Here is a 23,588-nt window from a genome sequence, read left to right as displayed (position 1 = left end):
CGAAATGTGCATTATTCGCATATTTCAGGAAATGGGCACATATAGTAAACCATTAGTACGGAAGGAGGCGGAGTGTGATAGCGTGAGCGAACGCTCGCAACGCCGGTGCGAGGAGATCTGCGCAAACGTCGACGACATACTGCGGATGCACCGTGCGGCGTTGAGATGCCATATAGTGAAAAATTACGCAAGCGGCCCGCTTCTGTGCGTGCCTGCTGGATTCAGACGGAACTCAGAATGGCGACAGATCGTGCGCTTGGCGTCCTCGGACTCTTTTCCCTTGAGAAACCTTTGTGGAGCGCAGAGGAGATTGTCCGGGAACTGGGGGTTTCTCCGAGCAGTGCATATCGTTATCTGGCGAATTTGTCGGAGCTTGGGCTCGTTGCCAGCGCTGGCGGAGGGAGGTATGTGCTCGGGCCTGCAATTATCCAGCTCGACCGGCAAATACAATTGACCGACCCGATGCTGCAGGTCGCGCGCCCGGTAATGAAGGAGCTGATCGAGTTCGCGCCCGCCGGCTCAGTGATGCTGCTTTGCAGAGCGTTCGGCGAATCTGTGCTGTGTGTACATCAGGCGATGGGCAAGGGCCCGCAGCCCGTCGTCAGTTATGAGCGTGGCAAACCGATGCTCATGTTCCGCGGGGCAACGTCGAGGATCATTCTTGCGTTCCAGCAGACCCGACCTTTGCAGGCGATCTACGAACGAAATAAAGCCGAAATCAAGGCGGCGGGACTGGGGCAGGACTGGGCTTCATTTCGTGCCGAACTGTCCAGGCTTCGGCGGGCCGGGTTCGTGGTGTCCCGAGGGGAAGTCGATCCCGGGCGTGTGGGCATCGCCGCCCCTGTCCAGAACGAAGACGGGCGTGCGATCGGCAGCCTCAGCTATGTGATTGCTGATTCGGTTGCCGACCCCGGATGCGTCACGCGGCTGTCGCATGTTCTGATGGGGGGCGCCCGAGAGATCAGTCTTGGTATGCTTGCTGTTGGCACATCGGCACCTGACGACCGGAAGCGCATTGCGTAGTCAGTCGGCGTGATTTTCCTATTCGTGCATGATTGGCACCTCCTGGCCTCGAACAATTACGTCTGAGCGAGAAGCTGGGGATAGCGCGAGCCCATGCATGCCGAGCATTGCTGGGCAGATCGGGAAGGATGATGCGAGAGCGGTGGAAATGCTGGAAATCCATTATCGGCCTGATAGCGCGTTTGATAGCTCGATGGTCGCGTTAATCTGGATCAGCGCCTTGCGCGATGTAGCTCTCGGTCGACGCGAATATGTGCTTCGGGTGAAGACCGCCATCGCAGCGCCCTTCGCAGGGGTCTGCCTGGTTGCTGGTGCAGAGTATCTCTTTGAGTACACGTAGTTATCCTTATCAGGTAACTTGCTCGACTGCGACAGAGACTCCAACCATACCGTCTGGCGACGCGTTCCTTGACCACGGTGCGATGGCAGGCCGCGTTCATCTGATGTCATGGCAATGCGAAGTGTTGCCTACTCGGGCCGAAGCATGTGAGAAACGCCTGCGTGCGGAGAGGATCGCGAAAGCCGCACATCCGGCGTTCTTACCTGCGGCTCGGCTGACGGCTGCTTTTCGGGAAGACATGCCGGCCTATGCGGGCGACGGCGAGGGGCCGCTGGATCTCGAGAGCGAGACGGGCATCCCTTGCTATGACGAGCTACGGCGCCGCGGTTGCGCGCCCGTGCCGACATCATCCACAAGTACGGCGCCTACGATGTTGGACAGGTTGCCACCCGCGGCACTTCGACGCCGGTGCACGGCAGCTGAGCCGCCACCAGGCGCCATTTGATCTCCAGATTCCACGCCAGTACCACGGGTAGCGTGGCGAGCGCCAGGCCTCAACGACGATAAGTTCATTACCGGCGGCAAAGGAGCGAGAATCTCGCTGAACAGAAGGGTGAGCATCGACTACGGCAACTGCCATAGCCTGCTTTAGATATATTGCATTTAAAAGCAAAGCCAACATAAAATGCTAAACAGTAGGAATATTCGGTTAAGTTCTAGGCTGCAGCGCTCGGCTTAGCCGGCAGTTTCAGTCGTTTCGTCGTTCTTGGACTTGAAAGCTGCTCCGAGCCTAGATTGAGGTCCGATTGGCTCAAGAGGATCATTCCACTGGTCGGGACGGGGCCCCTCTCCACTGACATTGCCTGATCGGTCGAGTACCGGTTAATACAGTTATGTATATACATAATACTCAACGTAGAACTTCGCGGGCAGGGGGCAACGCCCGCGGCAGCGATGTCCGAGGCCGAAGGCCCGGACCACGACGTGTCGTTGACGCTTGTGTCTGGAATTCTGGGATATAATACGATAATGAATACGATTGCGATCCCAGGCCGAATGACTTCCGGCGAACTTCTGGAACTGGACGGCAGTGACTTCCCGGCTCAGGTGGCGGCGGAGACACGCAAACTGATCAATCGCGGAGTGCTTGCACCTGGCTTCCAGCTGCGGCAGTCTGATCTTGCCGAGCGCTTCGGGATTAGCCGAGTGCCCGTGCGTGAGGCGCTGAAACTGCTGGCCGCTGAAGGCATCATTGAACACGATCCGAATCGCGGGTTTTTTGTCGCTCAACTGTCGAGTGACGAGGCACGGCAACTATATCGGATGCGGCAATTGCTCGAAGCTGAATTGCTAATGACCATCGAGTGGCCGACGCCCGCCCAGCTGAAGCAACTCAAGGCAATGCTCACGGACCTCGAGCATTTGCTCAAGGCGGGTAATCGCGACGGCTGGATCGAGCAGCACCGCGCATTTCACGACATGATTTTCGATCTGTCGCCGAACAAAGTGCTTAAGCGTGAAGTGCTGCGATTGATGCGATTGACCGATCGCTATCGTGCATTGGCAGCAGATATCTCGGCGAACCCCGAACACCGCAGTGCGAATATCGAGGCGCGGTTGGTCAAGGCGTTGCAGAGTAGGGATAAAGACTTGCTGCTCGCGACTTACGAAAAGGGGCGATCAATAGTTTTGAGCGGCTTGATGGCGGTGCTTGCGGCCAGAGAGACGTGATCAACACAAGACGCACCTACCGTGTCCCTTTTCACATCAAAAGCCGATTAGAACGTCCTAAGCATGCCAAGTTGGGTCACGGCTCGACTTTGGCGCTGGACACGGAAGGCGCTGGTCGCGACCGGCGGTTCCGCCACTGCTGCTGCGGACGTGCCAAACACGTCAGCCGCACGCTCCTGCAATGCCGCTTCCACTCCGTGATCGGGTTCGGATCAACATCAAACTGCTGAGCCAGTTCGGCCAACGTGCGTTCGCCTCGGACAGCGGCCAAAGCCGCCTTCGCCTTGAACGCCGCTGAGTGAGTGCGCCGGTTTTGTCATCGTCTGGCTTCCTTTGCCGGCATTATCCAGTCTCATAGACCAGTCGCTCCACTTACGCGACTGTCTGAATTCCCGGCGCCACCTCTCTCTCACGGAACAATTCGCCACGCAACTGGCACTACTATCCATTTGCCTGCCCCTTTGGTTTCCATGGCGCACGCGAGGCGAAAGCCATGACCTGCACGCAGTACGCGCTACCAGGCTGGCAGAAGAGGCCCTGCGCCGCATCGGTACGCTCTATGCCATCGAGGAACCGACCTGCGGCAGCCGACGGCTGAACGTCGCGATGCGCGCCAGGCGCAGGCGTTACCGTTGCTCGATGACGTCAAACGCTGGTTCTGGGCGACGCTCTTCACGCTCTCGGCGAAATTCGACACGCTAAAAGCGATCCAATACGCGCTGAACCGCTGGCCGGCGCTCGTGCGCTACTGCGACGACGGACGTGCGGAAATCGATAACACCATTGCCGAGCGAGCATTAAAAAGGTAGCGCGGCGTTGCGCCGAACTTCGGCGGCAATGGTACCGGATCGATGAACTATTACCTTTAATCATTGCGCTTCTGTTGCCCGCGTCAGCACATATCGACCTTATTCGCTTGCAGTCCCGCTTCTCACACGTCAACGTAATTCGTGACGGTATTGATCGAACGCTTACTCTGATTGCACTGCCCGCAACTCAGTCGCGAATCGCAGCCATCGGCAAATTGTGCCGTGCCGGAAAGCCAGGGGTTCTCACGGGAGCATGGCGCGTTGACATTGCATTCGTATATAAATACTATTTTGAATGTCACGGAAGAATTTCATTTTGCCTTCGTTCCATTGGACATCTGCCGATGGAATAAGTTGTCGTGTCGCGGTGTGCGCTCTGTTTTCCGCCAACTATCTACTTGACTTACGGCGGTGTCGATCTTCCGTTGGATGACATCGGCATTGACGGCTGTGGGCTTTGGCTATTACGTCGCGGTACACGGCTCGATGGCATCCCAGCTGACGCGGGCGGCTGGATAAAGGTACGTCGGGATCGACTAGTTCATTGCGGCTCTTCGCGGTCCCTCGCGGTCCTCGGGTTCGCGGTTTCAAGCGCGCTCCTTTCTGGCATCAAGTCATAGGGGAGGGGGAATTGCGACGGCCGAAAGCGTGGCTTTGAACGCGGCGATGATACTGACAGGCATTTCGATCTTAGTCGTACAGCTTGGCGAATATCCCTTTGTCGATCCATATCGGGAGTCGGAAGACTGGGGTTGGATCGCTCAGGGCAATTAGGAATGCAATTCAAATCGGACACCGGTTCCTTGCGCTATTCAGTCGATGCCTACGGGCAGCTGGAACCAGACAAAACGCTCGCATTTAAGGGTTCCTTCGGATGTCCAGCCAGATTTCGACGTCGCATTGGATGCTGCACATCTTCAGGATAGCAACAGAGCAGCGTAAAAAAATAGACGTACTCGCGTTTCGATTCACTAGCAGTCACTTTCAGAGATCATCTATAAGAATCAGGAGAAGATATGGATCGCCAGGGGACGTGGAGGAAACATCCATGGGCTGCGGTGCCGTTTGCGTGCGCATCGGTTTTCATGGGTGTTACGGCCGCCCATGCGCAAAGTAGCGTCATGCTTGGGGGATTTCTTGACGAAGGTCTCGCCGCCTATCGTGATTCTGGTGGGGCACGTTTATTTCAAATGCAGGATTCCGCCATCTTTCCCACCAAGTTTTTCTTCCGCGGGAGCGAGGACATGGGGGGCGGGTTGCGCGCGAACTTCAGCCTCGACTCGATGATCAGCCTGAGTACCGGGGGACTAGACCCGCAGTCGCGCGGCGCGATGTTCGAGAACTCGTCGTGGGTCGGACTCAGTCAAGCAGGGATCGGCAGCTTCCGCCTCGGGCGCCAGAACGACTTCGCCTTCGATTACTACCTGATCGGCGGTATCGATCCGGCAACGGGCATCGCTGGCGGTATGCTGAATTTCCGGACCGGTAGCTTCGGTGCCGATCTGCTCGGCGTCTCGGGGCCGGCGCGGATTGCCGGCGCCGTCTCAGGCGGTCCGTTCGCGCCTATTACGACGAACGGCCAAATTTCTGGATTAGCGGCCATCAACTGGGATCGTGTCGGCGGTAAGCGGATGGCGAATGCCGTCAAGGTTGTGACGGAAGAATACGCCGGGCTGTCGGCTGGCGTGATGTATAGCTTCGGCGGTATAGCGGGCGACTTCGACAACGGGGCTGGAAAAAGCGCGGCGATCAGCTTCCGGTATGGAGAAACGCGTGCTGCTGTCGTTTACACTGAGCAGAATTATGCGGCGGTCAACAATGGGCGCAGTGGCATCGCCAACCTGCTCGCCGGTGTCAGGACGAAGTTTGGCCACTTCACGGTCTCCGGGATGTACAGCGACGCGCGCAACACCCATACGGGTGCCAAGATTTACGCCTTTGCAGGTGGCGTCGGATACGACTTCTCGCCGGCTTGGAACCTCGGCGGCGCTTACACCTACGAAAATGGTAACGCGTTGCTGAAGAACGTGACGATCAACCAGGTCGCGTTGCAGTTGACGTACACATTGTCGAGACGTACCTCGGTCTATGCCGCTGGCGTATATCAACACACCAACGGCGCTTACGCCGCAGAAATTGGGAACATCGTGGCAAGCGGCAATATCCAGTCAGTTCTCCAGCTTGGCATGATGCATCGGTTCTGATGCTTCATTCAAGAACGCCAGCGATGTGCATGGTTTCGTCATCGCTGGCGTGGTCTTCGTGGGCTATGCACTGCGGGCCGCGAATACTGTCATCCGTCCGTTCCAAGGGGTCGACAAGGTCAGAGTGACCGCAATTCAAGTCCGCCTGGCAGCGCGCCTCGATTGATTTGTTTCTGCGTTTCCGCCGCGATTTGGATTACAGAGTGCTCTTTTTAAGGCTGCGTCTCTTCGTCAGGAGAGACGATATTATTCAATGCTGAATGCTATAATGCCGAAACAGCATCGGCAGCACTCGTTGAGCAAGATGAGAGCAATTCACAGCGCGCCGGGCGAGCAGTAGCGGCACAGCAGTGAATGATTAACGATAGTACGACGTGGTGTTAGGACGTGTAGACGCAGGCCGACTAACGATTCCGACCACATTTGCCGGAGAAGCAGCAAAAATGAAGAGCGAGGAGGGGCTATTCATCAGCCAAGAGCCGGAAATCCTGGCTTTAAACTGGTTCGCCGGTATTGTCGCAATGGACAAGGCGATCTCCGAGTCCGTTAATCGACGTTTGAAGTCATCGCTTGGAATTTCGTTTGCGCAGGCGAGGGTCGTCGCATGCCTCGCTGGGCAGCAGTTCATGACACAGGTTCAACTCGCCCGCCGGTTGCATCTTGATATGGGGACGCTGTCCAGAATCATTCCGCGTCTCATCGACGCTGGAGTTGTAACGAGGTTTCGACATCCAAACGACTGTCGCTGCTGGTGCGTTCGGCTTACGCAAAGCGGAGTGGCCATGGTCGCCGAAATTACAGCTTTTCTCGGGGCAACTGACAATAAATTGATTAGCCCCTTGACTGAAGATGAGGCGGATATTTTCGTTGCGTTGCTCAAGCGTTTACTTGTTAATGCCACGGTCCACGACGCAACCGATGTCTCGACAGTTGCCCGGACCGACAGTTTGTGACCCTCCCGCGCCGTTGGCGCCGTCGTGAACGACACCGCTCTTTCTCCTCACTGAAAACATGGGAAGCAGGCGATCCAATCCAGCGCGTCTTTCCGTACGCCCTTATCCGCGATCGCCTTCTCGCGCGTGTGTCCCAATGCTCCTCGCGGCCGAGTAACGGCCGGGTCTGGCGATAACACATCCGACCAGATCTAACAATTGTGTTTGCCCCCTATCTACCATACGGGGTTCGTGCCGACATCCTAAGTTATACAATTAATGTAGGCAATAAAACATGCTCCTGCTTCTTCGCAATCTAAAAGTACGCAACCGGCTGTTTGTTAGCTTCGCAATCGTTATCCTGCTGCTATGCAGTGCCGTGGGATTTGCGCTCTTGCAGGCGCATCGGATTCAACTACATCTGCTGGACATCAAACAGGATTGGATGGAGTCAGTCCAAACGATTTCTGATCTTCGTCTCGCGCTCAGTACGGATCGTCGTTCCACGCTGGGTCTTGTCTTATCCGATACAAAACAAGCCAAGGATACCAATGCTGCGATTCGGGCAGGAGCCTTGAATCAGCTGAGAAGCAGTGTCGATCGATATGAGAAACGCGCGCGGCCCGGCGAGGATCGTCAGTATTTCGAGAACGACAAGAAGGCAATTGCTGCGTATGCGGTGATCAACAAAGAACTATACACGCTTGCAATGTCTGATAATCCAGATCTTGCTACCGAGCGTGTGCTCGCCAACACCAAGATCTTTGCTGTTTTCAAGTCCACGGAGGAGACACTCACCGCCCATATGGACTTCATTAAAAGGCAGGCAGATCGGGCGGCGGACAAAGCGATTCACGACTACAACATGGCCGTGGCGCTGACGTTCACCGTGATATTGATTGCTCTCATTGCGACGGTATATGTCTGCAACGCGGTTGCCAAGTCGATCGTCTTCCCGCTAACGGACGCAGTACGAATTGCTGAGGCGGTGGCGGCGGGCGATTTGACTTCGGAAGTCAGAGTACATTCCGATACGGAACTCGGCCAATTGATGCGTGCGCTTCGAAGCATGAATGTGAGTCTTGTGAACATCGTGAAGGAGGTTCGATCGGGTAGCGAGGCCGTATTGACCGGCGCATCCGAGATCGCAGAAGGCAACGAGAATCTGAGCCAGCGAACCGAGGAACAGGCAGCAGCGCTTGAACAGACGGTAGCTTCGATCCAGCAACTGACTGTGACGGTGCAGAACAACGCAGCGAGTGCGAAACACGGACTTAAACTCGCACAGACCACGTCCGATCTGGCAAACAGCGGTGGAGAGGTCATGAAACACGTTGTGACCACTATGACCGGTATTGCTGATCAATCGAGGAAAGTCGCCGACATCATTGCGACTATCGAGGGCATCGCTTTTCAGACCAATATCTTAGCCCTTAACGCGGCGGTTGAAGCCGCACGTGCTGGCAACGAAGGTCGTGGCTTCGCCGTCGTTGCCCAGGAAGTCCGCACGCTGGCTCAACGCTCGGCAACGGCAGCCAAAGAGATCAAGGAATTGGTCAGCAATTCGGTCAGCCGCGTTGACCACGGATCTCAACTGGTGAACGATGCCGGGTCTAAAATCAACGACGTGGTAAGTGAGTTTACCCAGGTGTCGACTCTGATGGAGGAGATCACCCACGCATCCGATGACGGCCATCGCGGCATCATGGAGATAAATAAGGCGATCGGCGAAATCGATACGGTGACGCAGCACAACGCAGCTTTGGTCGAAGAAGCCGCTGCAGCAGCCCGTGGCGTTCATGCAGAAGCAGAGCGCCTCCAAAAACTGGTTACTAACTTCAAGATCGCACGCGCCATCTGAATCATACTCTCCGGAGACAAAATAGCCCTCGATGAGGGATGGTGTTCTTGAGATCGACGAAGGCTCCGTTACTGCGGATACCCTATCTGCTAGCGGCGACGTGAAACCGACCGACCGGGAGTGTGGACGAAAACTTGGACTACCGGGAGGTAGTTCATGTACTCGTACGAAGACCGCGTTCAAGCCGTCCGGCGCTACATAAAACCAGGAAAGCGCATTGCAGCGATCCATCGTCAACTGAGGTATCCGTCGGCTTGCGCAAGCGGCTGACGTCGATCCGTACGTTGCAGTGGTACGCCCACATACCCAGACAGCCGGAGAACTCGCTGCTGTTATCGGCGAACGGGAATCGCGACGCCCGACGTTGGGCCACCAGCCGGTTCAGTACGGACAGAAAGTCCTCTGCGCGCAGGCGCTGTCCGACTTCAATGGCAAGTGCCTCACGGCTGAAGACGTCGACGATCGTCAGGCTCGCAGACGGGTGTCGTCAGCCAAGTGGTCCGCCACAAAGTCCTGGCTCGAGTCTTCATTGATATCCGTCGGTGAATCCCGTCTTGAGCGCTGGCGATCCCTGTGCGAAGGTGTTGCCATGGTAGCGGCGGAACAACCTGATGGACCATGCAATGGGCGGAACTGCTGCACCGGCGCACGCGCGTCGTTCCCGGCAAGGCGAGACATTCTGGCGGGAGATGGTCATGACATGGGAAACAAACGGCCTTCGCGCGCCGTTGTGTCCTGAAGAGCGGCTCGCCGTCAGTTCCAAGAAGTTCGCTGGCAAGATACCGACGCGCCTGGTTGCCGTGGGGCCGTCGTATCCTGTCAACCGCGCACAGTGTCGCATGAAGGATGTTCTTATGAACCAAGTTGCATCGCAAGCCACCTGTGCACTGCGTAAGCTTATGCATCGCGACCCGGTGAGCGCGTGTAAGCACGAATGGTGCGAACAACACGATGAATACAAATATCGTGTCCAGCGGCAATATACCGAGGGTAGGCGAACACAGCCTGTACGCGACGTTGCAGTCACTTGGCGCAAGCCGGGCGCAGTTGCGACCTTCTTTTCGTTTTAGGCCCCTCTAGCGGCCAGCACCCTCATCAGCCCTTCCAAAACCGTAGAGCGCCCTTGATCATAGGCCGCAAGCAGCAGAACTCTATCCCGACTCTCCAGTGCCTGCACCAATCGCGCTTCGATATCTGCCCGGCGATGTTCCGGATTTGCCGAAACGTCCACGGCCAGCGCACGGTAGCGATCTGATAAACGCATCAAACGCAGGATTTCTAGCTTGATCACCTTGTTTGGAGACAGTTCGAAAATCATGTCGTGGAAAGCACGGTGCATTTCGATCCAGCCATCGCGATTACCCGTCTTCAGCAACTCCATGAGATCCGTAAGCATTTGCTTGAGTACCGTCAGCTGCTCTGGCGTAGGCCACTCGATCGTGCTCAGCAGTTCTGCCTCAAGCAGTTGACGCATGCGATACAGTTGTCGGGCTTCATCGGTTGACAACTGCGCGACAAAGAATCCACGATTCGGATCATGCTCAATGATGCCTTCTGCCGCCAAGAGCTTCAGTGCTTCGCGGATCGGCACGCGGCTGATCCCGAACCGATCAGCGAGTTCCGACTGCCTCAGCTGAAGGCCCGGCGCTAGCACCCCCCGATTGATCAGCTTACGCGTCTCTGCCGCCACCTGAGCCGGAAAATCAACGGTGTCCAGTTCGCGAACTGCGGTGCCCATCTACTCCTCATCATATATGAAATATATTTTTGTATTATATATCAAACCTCTATCATTCGCGCATTATTTCGTTGGGAAAATAACTCCCTGCGATAGAAACGGCAGTGTAACGATCAGCGCCTTCCACTCGAAATCGCGAAACTACTCTCTGAACGAACGGAGCGACCTCTGAGTGAAGTGTGAACGCTCTTCCTTTGCGCCGTTGATGCATGCACGACCCGAATACCAAACGCGGCCACGAGCGCTTATAGATACAGCCTCGTCACTCGAAATCCAGCCCAATACCATCTTGAGTTCGAGCCTCTTGTCGTGCTTTGCCACGGAAAACCCCAAGGGTCGGATTTATCTCCAACTCTCGGGGTTTAGCGCAACGATAGGGCATTTCTATGTCGTACCGTCGGTTCAGATCAGTAAACGAAGCCGGGCATCACTTCGCTCGCAGTGGGGACGTCCTTGATCTCGGGGATACGCGTCGAACCAAAGACCACTAGGGGACGCATCTGACCTTTCTTGATGTACGGGGCTGCGACATCGTACGGAACCGGGATAACCTGCACCTTCGCTTTCATCAAACCGTCGATTTCCTCAGTTGTATCCTTATACGACAATTTAACCATGCGAACACCGTTACGCTTTTGCAATGTGGTCATCGCGGCCAGGTCGCGCGCACCGTCAGCCGTCGTACCGAAGGTGTAGCAGTCTGGATTGTCTTTCAGGCGACTAATCAGATCCGCGTAGTCCTTTATGTCGGTTCCAGACACGCCCTTGCCGATTTCAGCGACCAGGACAACACTCGGGGGCGCACCAACCGCGGTTGCCCGTGCGGACTTGGCCATAGGTGCAGGTGCAGGTGCAGATGCGGATTTGGCAGGTGTACTCGCGAGGGCGACGTCCGAGATCAGTGCGCCCGCTGAGAGGACCGCCGAGAGGAGAAGTTTCCGGTTCAGTTTCAAGATCAATTGTCTCCGACTATTCTAAAGGGTGCCTGAAAGGCGGCTAACAATAATGCACTGCGTGATTAGCAAAATGCATTACATATGGGGAACGGCATAGTGCGGGCCGTACCTCAATCTGGATTTTTGGATTAGTCGGATCCCCAGTTGGAGATCCACAGTAAATCATGAAAATCGACGGCTCTATTCGCCTGAAATTCGCCGTAGGATCCTTGCGAATACAGCAGCGGCGTCGTTACATGACCATTAATCGCAGTGCCTTCGACACGTCCAAAAATTACGGCATGCGTACCGATCTCAAGGATGCGTTCAACGGTGCAATCGAAATTGACCATAGTATTGGCCAAAGCCGGGGCACCCGTCTTAATACGATTCCACGTCCCCGCCTGAAATTTTTCTTGCGGCGAAATCGGTCGCGAGAACCGCTGCGCCAGTTCCTGCTCACTACGTGCCAGAACGTTGACGACGAAGTTGCCAGTGGCCTGCACGTGCGCTAGCGACGAGTTTGCGCGATTGATACAGACCAGCAGAATAGGAGGTGCTGCACTAACAGACGTCACAGCGGTTGCGGTCATGCCGGCGAGCGGCCCGTCCGTATCCGAACCGGTAGTGATCAAACATACGTGCCCGGTCAAACAGCGCATGGCGCGTTTGAATTCGGATTCTTCTATGCTCACTTCACCCTCCAATCATAAAACCAGACGGAGCAAATGGAGGGGTGGCGATTTTTCGGGGGCGCCACCCCATGCTATGGACGCGAGTCTTAGCCGGTTTACTGATCCCAACCGAAGATACTGAGCGTGCTCTCACCCGCCTCCAGTCGCTTCATCTGTTGTGCTTCTGCTGCTTCGCGTGCTTCGGATGCAGTGAGCACCTCGGCGATTTGCTCACGCGGGATGCACACGACGCCGTCTTCGTCACCAACGATCAGGTCGCCTGCGTTTATCGTGACGTCGTCGAATCGAATCGGCGCGTTGATCCAACCTCTGGAGCCGAAATCTTTTCCTGTGCCACGGATGCAAAGTCCGCGAGCGAAAACGGGAAACCCAATCTCGGACAGCAGTCGCTGATCGCGAACGCAGCCGTTAATGACGAGGCCGGCAAGCCCCCGAACCTTTGCGGCCGTTGACATGACCTCGCCCCAGTACCCGTGTTCATACGCTTCGCTGACAGAGACGACCAGGACATCACCTGCTTGGGCTGCGTAAATCGCACGGTGAAGCCAAAGGTTATCGCCACCGGGCGAATGGACGGTCACAGCCGGGCCGCAAATCTTGAAGCCGGGCGCGACAGGCTTGATTTCATAAGGCAGGACGCCGATCTTTCCGGCAGCCTCGTGAAGCGTTGCAGCCGGCAATTTCGCGGCGACGTCAAGCAAATTGACATCGGGTCGCTCGATAGCGAGACGCGTGGTCTCATGACGATTGAAAACGGGGCCCGTCATGCCTCTTCTCCAGTCCGACGCGTTTGCAGTTGATGGTACTTGAACTGCTTGCGAGCCTCGTCAAGCCGCATACCCGTTGCCACAGATCGGCGGATGGCATTTTCGGCGGCATCGATTTCTTCAGCAGCAGCAAGCACGCGCTCTTCATGTTCCTTCGGAATGGAGATCACGCCGTCTGCGTCACCTCGCAGCAGATCGCCCGGAGCAACGCGCACGTTACCGATATTCACTGGAACGTTGGTGGCTTCGACCTGCACGCGGTCCTTGCCCGTGCGCATCCAGTTGTCCTTGGAGAAAACCGGATAACCGAGCGACAGGCAGAGGTGTACGTCACGATTTATGCCGTCGATTACGGTACCAGCGATACCACGGCGATGAGCGATCTCGGTCAGGATGTCGCCCCATACCGTTGCATCTTCGCGACCCCCATTGTCGAGGACGATGACCGAGCCTGGCGGAACGTCGTCGATAAAGTCACCCACGGTGCCTGCGGGCGAAGCGGCGGGGCCGTAGAGAATGGTGAATGCCCGACCAGCCATTCGGAACGACGAATCACGCGGCTTGATCTTGTAGCACTGACCGTTCAGGCCCAATCGGTCCAGTGCGTCGCTCAGCGTCGCTGTTTCGAGTTTCGCTGCGCGCGCAACATTCTTGTCTTGTTCGATTTCGGACATGGTTAATCCTTAAGCATAAGTTCGTAGTTGCCGCCCATGACTTCGTGGATCGGCGTGCCCGCCAGTAGTGCCTTCGCCATCAGGGCTTCGCGTGCGACGATCGATTCAGCGGTCTCGACCACCTTGGCGATGTTTGCCTTGCTGATGAAAATCACGGCGCTGCTGTCGGCGATCACGTAGTCGCCGGCTTCCACGGCGGCCCCGAAGACTTCAATCGGGACGTTCACGCCCTTTTCGACGATACGACCACGAGCGGTGAGCGCCGTGAACTTGTTTGTGAACACCGGTAGGCCCATCTCGCGGGATTCATCGATGTCGCGAACGGGACCGTCAGCGATTACGCCCGCGATACCGCGAACCTTGGCACCCAGCGACAGGATGCCGCCCCACGAACCGGCTTCAATACCGGTGCGCTGCTCGACAACGATCACATCGTCGGAGTTGCCGAGTTCGATCGCGGTGGTGCCCAGATGACGCGGCGGGCCAGGAGGCGGATCGCCAACACCGAGTTTCATCGTGATAATGCGACCTGCGATACGCTTCGTGCCTGAGGCTTGCGCGACGCCGCTCACGACGCCGGACAAGCCGAGTTTGTCGAGTGCGTCCGAGACTGCGCAGCAGTCCAACCGACGAAGGCGGTGGACGAATTCGTCTTTGGTTGCCATATATTTGATGTTTCCTTATTCGGACTGCGGCTTCCAGTACACAAAGCCCATCGCGTTGCCGGTACCGGCTTCGCTGCGATAGCAGGGCACATAGTCGACCACCGTCATGTCGAAGCCGAGTTCATCCATCATGCCCGCGACGGGAATCCAGTTTTTGATTTCAGATGTACCCGCCTGGAAGATTTCCTCGCCCAATGCGAATACCGGCGTGAGGTCGTGGTTCTTCATCGCGTCGAGAATCAGATTGTCGACGCGCTCGTCAATGACGAAGTGCGTCAGACCACCGGAAGCGATGACAGCCACACGTGCGTTCGAATCCCACGATTCGATCGCGCGAGCAATCGATCCACCGAAAGCGTGGCAGCGTGCGACTGTCGGTTGATTCGGCGGATAGAACGTATTGACAAACACCGGCACGGTCGGAACGACCTGGTCTTTCATCAACTGGCGGAACACGAAGCCGTATGCATGCGGCGTTTCCGTTTCAGACAAGCGGCCAAGAGCGGCAACGTCAAAGTTGTCCGCGATCGCGTTCTTGATAATGTGCTTTGCAAGTTCGGGAACGCCTTCATGCGTGGCTGTTTCCGGCTTGTAACCCGGCATCGAATGGCGCACGCCCGGAGGCATTTGCATCAATTTTCCGTGACTGATCATGTTGTTCACGATCGTCGGGCCGTGCATGACACCGAATGCGGGAATGCAATCAGTGGTGAAGATTTCCATCTGATCGTTGCCGACAATGACAACGACGTCAGGTTTGGCCTCAGCCAGTACCCGTGCCATTTCCTCGATAGCCGCCCGGCACTGGTCATGCCGCTCCTTCCACTTCTCGAGTGTGATCTGATCCGCGAGGTTCTCGCTACGGCGATATTCGACAAGCTCATCAAAAGCCCATTCGCGGCCTTTGAAATCATGCATGCTCAGTCGATCATCGGGTACGCGAGCGCCCCAGGTCTCCGGTGGCGTGATGAGCATGGGGCCATGCGATGTTCCCATTCCCAATACGATTTTTGCCATGATTTCGAGTCCTGTGGGCGTTGTTTATTCGTAATCCGCGAGCTTTAGCTTGAAGAAGTCGCGGGCGTTGCCGAAGAAAATCGCATCTTTCTCTGCCTGCGACAGCCAGTCGAAGCCTTCGATGTACGGCTTGATGTCGTCGAACGTGCGACCGGTGTCCGGATTCATAGCCGAACCCACGCCCGGGCACTCTGCGCCGAACATGCAGCGGTCAGCGCCAACCGTCTTGATCAGTAGACGCAGCGATTCTTCGGAGTAGAGCACGGTGTCGTAGTACAGATTTCGCATGCCCTCGAGGAAGTTGCGGCCGGCACGCGAGGCGCCCGACTGGAAACGGCCGATCTGATAGGGGATCGAACCGCCGCCGTGCGACACCATGATCTTCAGTTTTGGGAAGTCCTTGAACACGTTCGAATTGACGAGGTTGAACACCGCGATCGTTTCTTCGTTAATGAAGTGAACGGTATACGGCGAACGTGCCGACTGTGAGCCAGTAGCGTGGATGTGCGCCGGTATGTCGAGTTCGCACAGTTTCTCGTACAGCGGGTACCAGTAACGCTCACCCAGACCCGGGGCTTCGACGCCGCTGTTTTCGAACGGATCGGGATTTAGCAGTACGCCCTTGAAGCCGAGTTCCTTGACGCAGCGCTCCAGTTCCGGCAGCACGACCTCAATCGGGTCACCCGACACCTGGGGCAGGCCGCCGACCCCGATGAAACGCTTCGGCAGTAGCTTGACGGTGCGCGAGATGATGTTGTTGGTTTCTTCTGTGAACCAGTGCACGAGCTTGCCCGGCTTCTGGCTGTGCATCATCTGGAACGGACGCGGCGACATCAACTGGACGGTCGTGCCTACGCGGTCGAGCATGTCGAGGTGGCCGACCGGTGCCATTTCCTTCTTGTTGGCGTAGTGCAGGATTTCTTCGTCGGTCACTTCTGGCATCTTGCGACCGTGTTCGCCGCGATGCGACAGAATGTGTGCCTTGTAGACCCACAATTCCGCGGGTGCGCTGACGTGACCGTGGCAATCGATAATCACTTACTTGTCTCCTGAATTAACGTGATAATGGGTGCCCATAGGCACACGGGTGCTTGCTACAGATCGAGGACGAGACGATCGCCTTTGGAGCCAGAGCAGCAGATAATCATCGTCTTGTTCGAAGCCTTTTCGGGCTCAGACAGAATGGCGTCGCGGTGATCCGGTTCACCTTCCAGCACGCGCACTTCGCATGCACCGCATACGCCTTCTTCGCACGAGTATGAGATCGGTACACCGGCTTCACGCACGACGTTGAGAATCGTCTTTCCTTGAGGGACGGTGAGCGTCTTGCCGCTCTTACGCAGTTCAACTACGTAGTTGCCATCGAGTGCGGCTTCGTGTTTGGCACTGAAGTACTCGACGTGGACTTGTTCGGGGGGCAAATTCGAGCAAGCCTTTTCGAATGCGGCGAGCATCGGGCCGGGGCCGCAGCAATAGAAATGGGCCGACGCTGGCTCCCGCTTCACCACGTCTTCGATATTGAGAAATGTGCCGACTTCTGCGTCGACATGAACGACCGAACCTTCGAATGTCTTCAATTCTTCGGCGTAGGCGACGTCAACCCGGTCTCGACATGAATAATAGATGCGAGGCGATTTTCCGATTTCCTTCAGGCGACGAGCCATACACAGAATAGGCGTGATGCCGATACCCCCGGCGACCAGAACCGTGTGCTCAACGTCTTCGTCGAGCGGGAAGTTGTTGCGTGGGGTTTCGACCTGCACGAGGTCACCGACACGCATCGTTTCGTGAATGTAGCGAGAACCCCCTCGCGACTGCGGGTCGAGTTTTACGCCAATCACGTAAGAGCGTTGCGTCAGGCTATCGCTTGACTCGAGCAGGGAGTATTGACGCGTCAATCCGTTCGGCAGGATCAGTGCAACGTGCGAACCCGCGTCGGCGGCGGGCAGACGCTCGCCCTCGGGGTCTTCAAACGTCAGAGCCAGCGTGTTGCGCGCTAAATATTGACTCGCCGTCAAGCGCAGAGTCATCACTTCGTTAGATTCAGTCATCTCACCTCCAAATTCGTAGAACGCGCGAAACCCCGCGAATGGGGGGCAGGCATCACACATCACGCTTCCTCAGTCACCAATCATCGAAAGTTTGTCGCGAGCAGTTTGACGCGTAATTCTTTTTTGCATATTATTTCGTCTGGGTGGAAAAAAGTCAAAGACTCTTCGGAGCGAAACAGGCGATATCACATGGGGTATTCCCCAGGGAGGAGAAGTGATTGCAGTTCTGACCACTAACGGTGGAACCGTTACGCATGGTGATGGCGCGGCAACGACGCTACTGGTTGCTACGATCCGCGGCATGCTCGTATTCGAGCGTCAAGACGCCAGGGCCCCGTGGCACCTCACGCGCACGACGCTGGAGGACCGCCACGTGAGCGCGTTGCTCTATGTTCCGGGTCCGGGCCTGTTGTTCGCGGGCGCACACGGCCAAGGCAGCCTCGTGGTCTCGAAGGACTTGGGCCTGACGTGGGAAGCGGCCAACAATGGCCTGAAGAGCACGCACATCTATACGATGACGAAGCAGGAGCGCGGCGGGAAGACTGTCCTATTCCTGGGCACTGAGCCGTCCGCGCTTTATCGCAGTGACGATCTGGGTGCTTCGTGGGTCGAAATTCCCGAAATGATGACGGTGCCGGGTCAGGACCGGTGGACGTTCCCGCCGCCTCCACATATTGCACACGTCAAGAACATTTCGTTTCACCCGGCCGAACCTGAAACGCTTTATGTGTGTATTGAACAAGGCGCACTTCTTAAGACTACTGACGACGGCAAGACATGGAGCGAGCCGCGGTCGTACGAATCGGAAAACGATAAGTTCTACCACGACAACCACCGCGTGCTGATCCGCCAGTCAAATCCAAAGCAGATTTTCATGTGCGGCGGCGAAGGCCTGCACTACAGCGCAGACGCTGGCGAGACCTGGGCTCACCTGATGACGCGTCAAGACCTTATCGGTTATCCCGACGCCATGTTTATCGACCCGCGCAACGAGAACGTTCTGTATCTCGGTGGACCGGGTAACGCACCACGCGATTGGGGCGCCCGCAAGTCTGCGAATGCAACTGTTCTCAAGAGCACCGATGGTGGTGTTACCTGGAAACATATGCGTAACGGTCTGCCCGACGAAATTATCGGCAACATCGAAGGTATGGGTCTGTACCGTTGGAATGACAAGATCATGCTCATCGCCGGTACGGCAACGGGCGAAATCTATGCGACGGAAAACGATGGCGAAAGCTGGTACGTCGTCTCCGAAGACGTTCCACCGATCTCGAAGGGCGGTCACTATCGCTGGTTCCTCGACTCCAAGGAGCGCATGACCGTCGAGGATCGTTACGGTCGCAACGAACACTGAACGCTATTCAAGCAAAAACCATTCTGCGCGCCGGCCACGTTTCGGCGCGCCATGTCTTCCCAGGAGAACGTCTTGAGCCGTATTAACAGCCGCGAGGAAGCCCTCGATATTGCCCGTGGTTTGCACGATGCGATTCGTTCACGCGTCAAACAGACGGAAAGCGACCGCGTGGTACCGAAAGAAACGATCGATGCACTGCGCCACACGGGTCTTTTCAACATCATCACACCAAAAACGTTTGGCGGTTCCGAATTAGGTTTCACGACGCTCGTCGAAGTTACGGCAGAAATCGCGTCGGCCTGTGGCTCGACGGGTTGGGTTTTCGGGGTGCTGGCGGGCCATAGCTGGATGTTGAATCTGTTCCCGTTGCAAGCACAGCAAGACGTGCTTGGCAAAGGCCACGTATTGACGGCAACCGTATTCCGCCTGGGCGGCACGATTACCGAAGTCGAAGGCGGCTACAAACTCGTGAACGGCGACGGTCGCTTCTGTTCGGGTATCGACCACGTGCAATGGGTCATCATCGGAAACACCGTGCAGCGTCCGGATGGGTCGTCTGAACCGCGCTTTTTCGTCATCCCGCGCTCGGATATCGAAATTGTCGATGACTGGCACACAGCCGGCCTGCGTGGCACCGGTAGCCGCACGATCAAGGTCGCGGAAGCGTTCATCCCGAAACATCGTTCGGTATCGGTCAAAGACATGATGACCGGCAACGTCGAAGGCGCTGACGCAATGCGTGCCCCGATCTACCGGATGCCGTTCCAGAACGTCACGCCGTTCTCGCTCATCGGGGCGCCGCTGGGCATGGCACGAGCAGCACTCCGTTCGTTCGCTGAGGGTTTGGCGCCGCGTCTTCAGGCAATGCCAGCCGCTCAAATGGCGGAACAGTCGGCTACGATCGAACGGCTGGCACACGCGACGGTAGATCTCGACGCGGCCTACGCGTTGATTCTCGAAGACACGCGCCGCGTCGACAGCGCAGAGAGTGCGGAGTCACTGACGGCGCTCGAATGGTCGCGTATACCGCGCGATTGGGCGTATTCGGCTCAAACCGCTCGTCGCGCGGCAAACAGTGTTTTCGAAGCTGCCGGCGGCACCAGCATTTACAACGCTTCCGAGCTCCAACGCATCTGGCGCGACGTCAATTCCGCCGCGCAGCACTTCGCTTTCACGTGGGATTCGGCGCTGACGACATTTGGTCGCCATGCGCTCGGCCTCCCGCCTTCGCAGTTCGGTCCAGGTCCGAAGAAATAAGGATGAGCCATGAACGTGGATGACATTCACTCGATCGAAGATTACTCGCCGGAAACGTTGCGTGAACTGATCGGGCGCGTGGAGAAGTCGAGTACGTTCGAGCACATGATTTACCGCGAATCCGAGCTCGATGAAATCTGGCGGCTGCTCGATAACGATATCGTCGCCGCTGCACGGCAGGGCTCGAATGTGCGGGAAGTGCAGAACCTTGCTGCTCTGCGCAACCTGATTGTCGAAGCGCACGATTTTATTGGCAACGACAGCAACACCGTAGACGCGCGTGATCGACTGCTGAAGGCCGTCGAACTCGTTTCAGGCTAGTGGGAGAGCACGAGTCTCCCACGCATATTCACAGATAAAGAGAACCTAGGAGCAACCCATGCTTTCCCGCGAAGATAACGACGTTCTGACCCAGGTTGGTAAAGGCACGCCGAACGGCGACATGATCCGTCAATTCTGGATTCCGGTGATGCTGGCGTCCGAAATCAGCGAGCCGGGCGGCAAGCCCGTGCGCGTGCGTCTGTTGGGCGAAGACCTTGTGGCGTTCCGCGATAGCGACGGCAAGGTTGGTCTGCTCGAAGAACAGTGTCCGCACCGTCGTGCGTCGCTCGCGCTGGGCGACAACTCGGAAGGCGGCCTGCGTTGTTTGTATCACGGTTGGAAGTTCGCCGTCGACGGTCAGTGCATGGACACTCCGACGGAGCCGGAAGATTCGAAGCTGTGCTCGCGTATCAAGGCAGTGGCGTATCCGACTCGAGAAGTCGCTGGCGTGATCTGGACGTACATGGGCGACCCTGCAAAGGTTCCGCAATTCCCCGACTTCGACTTCCTTTCCTACCCCGCAGAGAAAGTTGCTGCGTTCAAGGTGCTCGAAGACTGCAACTACGCTCAAGCCGTCGAAGGCACGATCGACTCCGCACACGCAGGCGTCCTGCACCGTGAACAACCGTGGGCAGCGCCGGCCAAGTACGAACACGAGCGCGATCTGCGTCCGAAGATCGAAGTCGAGTACACGCAGTACGGCCTGCGCTATGCGGGCGTGCGTAATTTCCGTGAAGAAGGCAAGTTGCACGCCCGTGTCACGCAGGTGATCCTGCCGTTTTTCACGCTGATCCCGCCCGATGGCTTCGGCGTGCGCAAGAACCGTCGGATGGCCAATGCATTCGTTCCGCGCGACGACGAATCGACGTGGCACATCCAGTGGTTCTTCGACGAAACGCAGCCTGTCGACATCGAATACCGCATTCAGGAAGGCGGTCACTGGGTCGATGAAAACTTCCGCAAAGAACTCAACATCGACAACTGGTACAAGCAGGACCGCGAAGCGATGAGGACGTCGTCGATGTCGGGAATCAAGGGAATCCTGACGCAGGATCATGCGGTCAGCGAAACTCAGGGTCGTATCCTCGACCGCACGAAGGAACACCTCGGCACATCGGATGTCGCGGTCGTCGCATGGCGTCGTCAGATGATCCGTTCGGCTCGCACTTACGCGGAAAGCGGCGAATTGCCGAGCGTGCTGACGAACACGATCCCGTGGAAGGAGATTCACGCTTCGACGGTGATCTTCCCCAACGATCGCACGTGGAAAGAAGAAGTACCCCTCAATCCGGACGTCGCTCTGAAGGCCTGAGGTCCACATGATCGTCGATAGTCACGTCCATGTTTCGCGTCATTGGTATGAGCCTGTCGAGACGTTGATCGATCAAATGACTGAACATGGCGTTGATATGGCCATTCTCACCCAGATGATCGGACAGACGGATAACCGGTATCAGCAAGACTGCGTCAAGCGATATCCGGGCCGTCTGTCGAGCGTGGCGTGGGTTGATGTCGACGCCCCGGACGTTGCAGTGACGATCGAAAACCTGGCCGCCGATGGCGTGTCCGGTATTCGGCTTCGCCCCTCCTCGTGTCTTCCTGACGGTCGTGTTCCCGAAGCATGGCGTGCAGTTCAGGAAACTGGACTACCGGTGAGTTGCGTGGGATCGGCGGAAGCATTCAACGCGCCGGGGTTTATCGAGCTGGTTGCGAAGTTGGCTGGGACGACCATCGTCCTCGAACATCTGGGTGGCACCAGCACGCCCGTCACGACAGATGAGCAGTTGGCTATTCGTCGCCAGGTGTTCAAACTCGCCGCCTTTCCGAATGTCATGCTCAAGGTTCCGGGGCTCGGCGAATTGATGCCCCGCGACCCGAAAACCTGGCATCTGGGTCGTCCCTTCGGGGACGCGACGTCGCCACTTGTCCACGAGGCGGTAGCCGCATTCGGCGCAAATCGCCTGATGTGGGGTTCGGATTTCCCCGTCGTGAGTTCTCGCGAAGGCTACGGGAATGCATTGACTCTCACCCGTATTGCACTCAATGGATTACCTCATGAGGATCTCTGCGCGATCTTCGGTGCGAACGCACTTCGCGTATTTGGGAAACTCTGAGATCGAAAACGAGCAGGAGACAAGCACATGACGAAAAAGGTACTGGCCGCAGTTAAGACGGATGTCGAGACCACGGAAATCCGTGAATTCGATTATCCGACTGTCAAGCCTGAAACCGGCATTCTACGCATCGAAGCCAGCGGTGTAGGCGGCAGCGATCCCGAGCTCTATCGTAAGGCCGGCCACGTTCCGGTCATCATGGGGCACGAAAACGTCGGAACCATCGAAGAAGTCGGTGAAGTCGCGGCCAGGCGTTGGGGCGTCAAGCCTGGCGATCGCGTTGCTCTGCATGAGTATCTCCCGTGCTGGCATTGCGAATGGTGCATGAAGGGAGATTTCCGTCTGTGTATGGAGGTCGATTTCTTCAATGTGAAGGATCGCCTGAATACCGATCGATTCGGCATGTCCACCGCCAACAAGGCACCGCATCTGTGGGGTGGCTACGCGCAGTATATGCATCTGCCGCTCAACACCGTGTTGCATAAAATTCCGCAAGACATGCCGGCCACACACGCAACACTGGCAGTGCCGTTCGGTAACGGCGTGCAGTGGGCGTGTCTCGACGGCGGCGCAGGTCCCGGTAAGGTCGTACTCGTGTGGGGACCGGGCCAGCAGGGCTTGGGCTGCGTGCTGGCGGCAAAGGCCGCCGGCTCATATACGGTGATTCTGGCTGGCATGACGCGCGATCAAAGTCGTCTCGATCTGTCGCTGCGTCTGGGCGCCGACTATGCAATCAACGTCGAAACGCAAGACCTTGAAGTCGAAGTGATGCGTATCACCAGCGGACGGGGCGTGGACGTCGTCGTTGATACGACTGGCGACCCCAAAGGCGAAATCGTCAAGCAGTCGATCGCACTGGCGGCAAAAGGCGCCTATCTGAGCCTGAACGGCCTGGAGCAGCACGTCCCCGTCGGGGAGATCAAGAAGCGCTACCTGACGGTTCGTGCACCGCGTGGCCGTAGCTACGCAGCGGTCGAATTGGCATTGCGCTATATAGGCTCGGGCCGTTATCCGATCGATGAAGTGTGCTCACACACGTTCGGCCTGTCGCAGGTGCACGACGCAATTCTGGCCACCGCGGGTCGGGGCATTCAAGGTGCGATCCACGTGTGCGTGGACCCATGGAAATAACGCCGCATATCGTTGGTTAAACTGAA

At 56.9% G+C, this 23,588-nt stretch carries 22 protein-coding genes and 4 pseudogenes; 14 read left to right on the top strand and 12 right to left on the bottom strand.

All coding sequences use genetic code 11. The annotated features are described in order from the left end of the window. Positions 1-237: 237 nt before the first annotated feature. Together AABE10_RS26290 and AABE10_RS26285 are read left to right on the top strand one after the other, a co-directional pair. Positions 238-1,023: an IclR family transcriptional regulator gene (locus AABE10_RS26290; RefSeq protein ID WP_342936134.1), complete on the top strand. Its 786-nt coding sequence runs from the start codon at positions 238-240 to the stop codon at positions 1,021-1,023. A gap of 97 nt (positions 1,024-1,120) precedes the next feature. Next, positions 1,121-1,363, top strand: a complete 243-nt coding sequence (locus AABE10_RS26285) for a hypothetical protein (protein ID WP_342936133.1) — start codon at positions 1,121-1,123, stop codon at positions 1,361-1,363. A gap of 112 nt (positions 1,364-1,475) precedes the next feature. On the opposite strand, the pseudogene AABE10_RS26280 reads toward AABE10_RS26285, so the two are convergent. Further along, positions 1,476-1,586, bottom strand: a pseudogene (locus AABE10_RS26280) (IS6 family transposase); the annotation flags it as partial. A gap of 746 nt (positions 1,587-2,332) precedes the next feature. Here AABE10_RS26280 and AABE10_RS26275 point away from each other — a divergent pair. Then, complete coding sequence (locus tag AABE10_RS26275; RefSeq protein WP_342936271.1) at positions 2,333-3,034, top strand: GntR family transcriptional regulator; 702 nt, start codon at positions 2,333-2,335, stop codon at positions 3,032-3,034. A gap of 152 nt (positions 3,035-3,186) precedes the next feature. Here the strand turns inward: AABE10_RS26275 and AABE10_RS26270 are convergent. Further along, positions 3,187-3,305: pseudogene (locus tag AABE10_RS26270) on the bottom strand (IS3 family transposase); the annotation flags it as partial. A gap of 199 nt (positions 3,306-3,504) precedes the next feature. On the opposite strand from AABE10_RS26270, the pseudogene AABE10_RS26265 reads away from it, so the two are divergent. The 4 genes and pseudogenes from AABE10_RS26265 to AABE10_RS26250 all read left to right on the top strand — a co-directional run. Continuing rightward, a pseudogene (locus AABE10_RS26265) lies at positions 3,505-3,837 on the top strand (IS66 family transposase); the annotation flags it as partial. Between the two features lie 1,022 nt (positions 3,838-4,859). Next, positions 4,860-6,047, top strand: a complete 1,188-nt coding sequence (locus AABE10_RS26260) for a porin (RefSeq protein WP_342936132.1) — start codon at positions 4,860-4,862, stop codon at positions 6,045-6,047. Positions 6,048-6,490: 443 nt separating this feature from the next. Then, positions 6,491-7,000 carry a MarR family transcriptional regulator gene (locus AABE10_RS26255; RefSeq protein WP_342936131.1) on the top strand — a complete coding sequence of 170 codons (510 nt, stop codon included), beginning with the start codon at positions 6,491-6,493 and terminating at the stop codon, positions 6,998-7,000. Positions 7,001-7,274: 274 nt separating this feature from the next. Beyond that, the gene (locus AABE10_RS26250; RefSeq protein ID WP_342936130.1) at positions 7,275-8,840 is read left to right on the top strand and encodes a methyl-accepting chemotaxis protein; all 1,566 of its coding nucleotides are present in this window, start codon (positions 7,275-7,277) and stop codon (positions 8,838-8,840) included. A gap of 238 nt (positions 8,841-9,078) precedes the next feature. On the opposite strand, the pseudogene AABE10_RS26245 reads toward AABE10_RS26250, so the two are convergent. After that, positions 9,079-9,404: pseudogene (locus AABE10_RS26245) on the bottom strand (IS3-like element ISBcen22 family transposase); the annotation flags it as partial. Between the two features lie 47 nt (positions 9,405-9,451). On the opposite strand from AABE10_RS26245, the gene AABE10_RS26240 reads away from it, so the two are divergent. Continuing rightward, positions 9,452-9,910 carry a hypothetical protein gene (locus AABE10_RS26240; RefSeq protein WP_342936129.1) on the top strand — a complete coding sequence of 153 codons (459 nt, stop codon included), beginning with the start codon at positions 9,452-9,454 and terminating at the stop codon, positions 9,908-9,910. On the opposite strand, the gene AABE10_RS26235 is transcribed toward AABE10_RS26240, so the two are convergent. The 9 genes from AABE10_RS26235 to AABE10_RS26195 form a co-directional block, all read right to left on the bottom strand. Further along, the gene (locus AABE10_RS26235; RefSeq protein ID WP_342936128.1) at positions 9,907-10,578 is read right to left on the bottom strand and encodes a GntR family transcriptional regulator; all 672 of its coding nucleotides are present in this window, start codon (positions 10,576-10,578) and stop codon (positions 9,907-9,909) included. The two genes, AABE10_RS26240 and AABE10_RS26235, sit on opposite strands and share 4 nt — an antisense overlap. 407 nt (positions 10,579-10,985) lie before the next feature. Continuing rightward, the gene (locus AABE10_RS26230; RefSeq protein ID WP_342936127.1) at positions 10,986-11,531 is read right to left on the bottom strand and encodes a tripartite tricarboxylate transporter substrate-binding protein; all 546 of its coding nucleotides are present in this window, start codon (positions 11,529-11,531) and stop codon (positions 10,986-10,988) included. 131 nt (positions 11,532-11,662) lie between these two features. Continuing rightward, entirely contained in the window at positions 11,663-12,208 is a 546-nt protein-coding gene (locus tag AABE10_RS26225) for a flavin reductase family protein (RefSeq protein WP_342936126.1), read from the bottom strand. Between the two features lie 95 nt (positions 12,209-12,303). Next, complete coding sequence (locus AABE10_RS26220) at positions 12,304-12,975, bottom strand: 4-carboxy-4-hydroxy-2-oxoadipate aldolase/oxaloacetate decarboxylase (RefSeq protein WP_342936125.1); 672 nt, start codon at positions 12,973-12,975, stop codon at positions 12,304-12,306. Beyond that, on the bottom strand, positions 12,972-13,649 hold the full coding sequence (locus AABE10_RS26215) for an RraA family protein (RefSeq protein ID WP_184062837.1): 678 nt from the start codon (positions 13,647-13,649) through the stop codon (positions 12,972-12,974). Before AABE10_RS26215 ends, AABE10_RS26220 begins: the two co-directional genes overlap by 4 nt. Before the next feature lie 2 nt (positions 13,650-13,651). After that, positions 13,652-14,314: an RraA family protein gene (locus tag AABE10_RS26210; protein WP_342936124.1), complete on the bottom strand. Its 663-nt coding sequence runs from the start codon at positions 14,312-14,314 to the stop codon at positions 13,652-13,654. A 15-nt stretch (positions 14,315-14,329) separates the two neighbouring features. After that, the gene (locus AABE10_RS26205) at positions 14,330-15,331 is read right to left on the bottom strand and encodes a protocatechuate 3,4-dioxygenase (protein ID WP_342936123.1); all 1,002 of its coding nucleotides are present in this window, start codon (positions 15,329-15,331) and stop codon (positions 14,330-14,332) included. A gap of 24 nt (positions 15,332-15,355) precedes the next feature. After that, positions 15,356-16,369 carry an amidohydrolase family protein gene (locus tag AABE10_RS26200; protein WP_342936122.1) on the bottom strand — a complete coding sequence of 338 codons (1,014 nt, stop codon included), beginning with the start codon at positions 16,367-16,369 and terminating at the stop codon, positions 15,356-15,358. Between the two features lie 56 nt (positions 16,370-16,425). After that, complete coding sequence (locus tag AABE10_RS26195) at positions 16,426-17,382, bottom strand: PDR/VanB family oxidoreductase (protein ID WP_342936121.1); 957 nt, start codon at positions 17,380-17,382, stop codon at positions 16,426-16,428. A gap of 214 nt (positions 17,383-17,596) precedes the next feature. On the opposite strand from AABE10_RS26195, the gene AABE10_RS26190 reads away from it, so the two are divergent. The 6 genes from AABE10_RS26190 to AABE10_RS26165 all read left to right on the top strand — a co-directional run bounded on the left by AABE10_RS26190 (position 17,597) and on the right by AABE10_RS26165 (position 23,562). Continuing rightward, positions 17,597-18,739, top strand: coding sequence for a glycosyl hydrolase (locus tag AABE10_RS26190; protein ID WP_342936120.1), 1,143 nt, complete (start codon positions 17,597-17,599; stop codon positions 18,737-18,739). A gap of 72 nt (positions 18,740-18,811) precedes the next feature. Then, on the top strand, positions 18,812-19,996 hold the full coding sequence (locus tag AABE10_RS26185; RefSeq protein WP_342936119.1) for an acyl-CoA dehydrogenase family protein: 1,185 nt from the start codon (positions 18,812-18,814) through the stop codon (positions 19,994-19,996). 9 nt (positions 19,997-20,005) lie between these two features. Then, a complete protein-coding gene (locus tag AABE10_RS26180) occupies positions 20,006-20,317 on the top strand; it encodes a hypothetical protein (RefSeq protein ID WP_342936118.1) in 312 nt (103 codons plus the stop codon). Between the two features lie 58 nt (positions 20,318-20,375). Further along, positions 20,376-21,629, top strand: coding sequence for a Rieske 2Fe-2S domain-containing protein (locus tag AABE10_RS26175; RefSeq protein ID WP_342936117.1), 1,254 nt, complete (start codon positions 20,376-20,378; stop codon positions 21,627-21,629). Between the two features lie 7 nt (positions 21,630-21,636). Beyond that, positions 21,637-22,431 (top strand): amidohydrolase family protein, encoded by a 795-nt coding sequence (locus AABE10_RS26170; RefSeq protein ID WP_342936116.1) that lies wholly within the window; start codon positions 21,637-21,639, stop codon positions 22,429-22,431. Positions 22,432-22,458: 27 nt separating this feature from the next. Beyond that, positions 22,459-23,562 (top strand): zinc-binding dehydrogenase, encoded by a 1,104-nt coding sequence (locus tag AABE10_RS26165; RefSeq protein WP_342936115.1) that lies wholly within the window; start codon positions 22,459-22,461, stop codon positions 23,560-23,562. Positions 23,563-23,588: the final 26 nt, after the last annotated feature.

This window comes from Paraburkholderia diazotrophica (genome assembly GCF_038900755.1).
In the GTDB taxonomy this organism is placed as follows: domain Bacteria; phylum Pseudomonadota; class Gammaproteobacteria; order Burkholderiales; family Burkholderiaceae; genus Paraburkholderia; species Paraburkholderia diazotrophica_A.
Note: the sequence above shows the minus strand (reverse complement) of the source record. Positions and strands in the feature narration are given on the sequence as shown.

Bases quoted from the DNA above. Each gene is read 5' to 3' on its own strand.
- AABE10_RS26235 (WP_342936128.1), bottom strand. From the start codon at position 10,578: ATGGGCACCGCAGTTCGCGAACTGGACACCGTTGATTTTCCGGCTCAG.
- AABE10_RS26170 (WP_342936116.1), top strand. From the start codon at position 21,637: ATGATCGTCGATAGTCACGTCCATGTTTCGCGTCATTGGTATGAGCCT.
- AABE10_RS26250 (WP_342936130.1), top strand. From the start codon at position 7,275: ATGCTCCTGCTTCTTCGCAATCTAAAAGTACGCAACCGGCTGTTTGTT.
- AABE10_RS26285 (WP_342936133.1), top strand. From the start codon at position 1,121: ATGCCGAGCATTGCTGGGCAGATCGGGAAGGATGATGCGAGAGCGGTG.
- AABE10_RS26205 (WP_342936123.1), bottom strand. From the start codon at position 15,331: ATGGCAAAAATCGTATTGGGAATGGGAACATCGCATGGCCCCATGCTC.
- AABE10_RS26180 (WP_342936118.1), top strand. From the start codon at position 20,006: ATGAACGTGGATGACATTCACTCGATCGAAGATTACTCGCCGGAAACG.
- AABE10_RS26275 (WP_342936271.1), top strand. From the start codon at position 2,333: ATGAATACGATTGCGATCCCAGGCCGAATGACTTCCGGCGAACTTCTG.
- AABE10_RS26255 (WP_342936131.1), top strand. From the start codon at position 6,491: ATGAAGAGCGAGGAGGGGCTATTCATCAGCCAAGAGCCGGAAATCCTG.
- AABE10_RS26175 (WP_342936117.1), top strand. From the start codon at position 20,376: ATGCTTTCCCGCGAAGATAACGACGTTCTGACCCAGGTTGGTAAAGGC.
- AABE10_RS26220 (WP_342936125.1), bottom strand. From the start codon at position 12,975: ATGACGGGCCCCGTTTTCAATCGTCATGAGACCACGCGTCTCGCTATC.
- AABE10_RS26195 (WP_342936121.1), bottom strand. From the start codon at position 17,382: ATGACTGAATCTAACGAAGTGATGACTCTGCGCTTGACGGCGAGTCAA.
- AABE10_RS26240 (WP_342936129.1), top strand. From the start codon at position 9,452: ATGGACCATGCAATGGGCGGAACTGCTGCACCGGCGCACGCGCGTCGT.
- AABE10_RS26290 (WP_342936134.1), top strand. From the start codon at position 238: ATGGCGACAGATCGTGCGCTTGGCGTCCTCGGACTCTTTTCCCTTGAG.
- AABE10_RS26210 (WP_342936124.1), bottom strand. From the start codon at position 14,314: ATGGCAACCAAAGACGAATTCGTCCACCGCCTTCGTCGGTTGGACTGC.
- AABE10_RS26165 (WP_342936115.1), top strand. From the start codon at position 22,459: ATGACGAAAAAGGTACTGGCCGCAGTTAAGACGGATGTCGAGACCACG.
- AABE10_RS26215 (WP_184062837.1), bottom strand. From the start codon at position 13,649: ATGTCCGAAATCGAACAAGACAAGAATGTTGCGCGCGCAGCGAAACTC.
- AABE10_RS26260 (WP_342936132.1), top strand. From the start codon at position 4,860: ATGGATCGCCAGGGGACGTGGAGGAAACATCCATGGGCTGCGGTGCCG.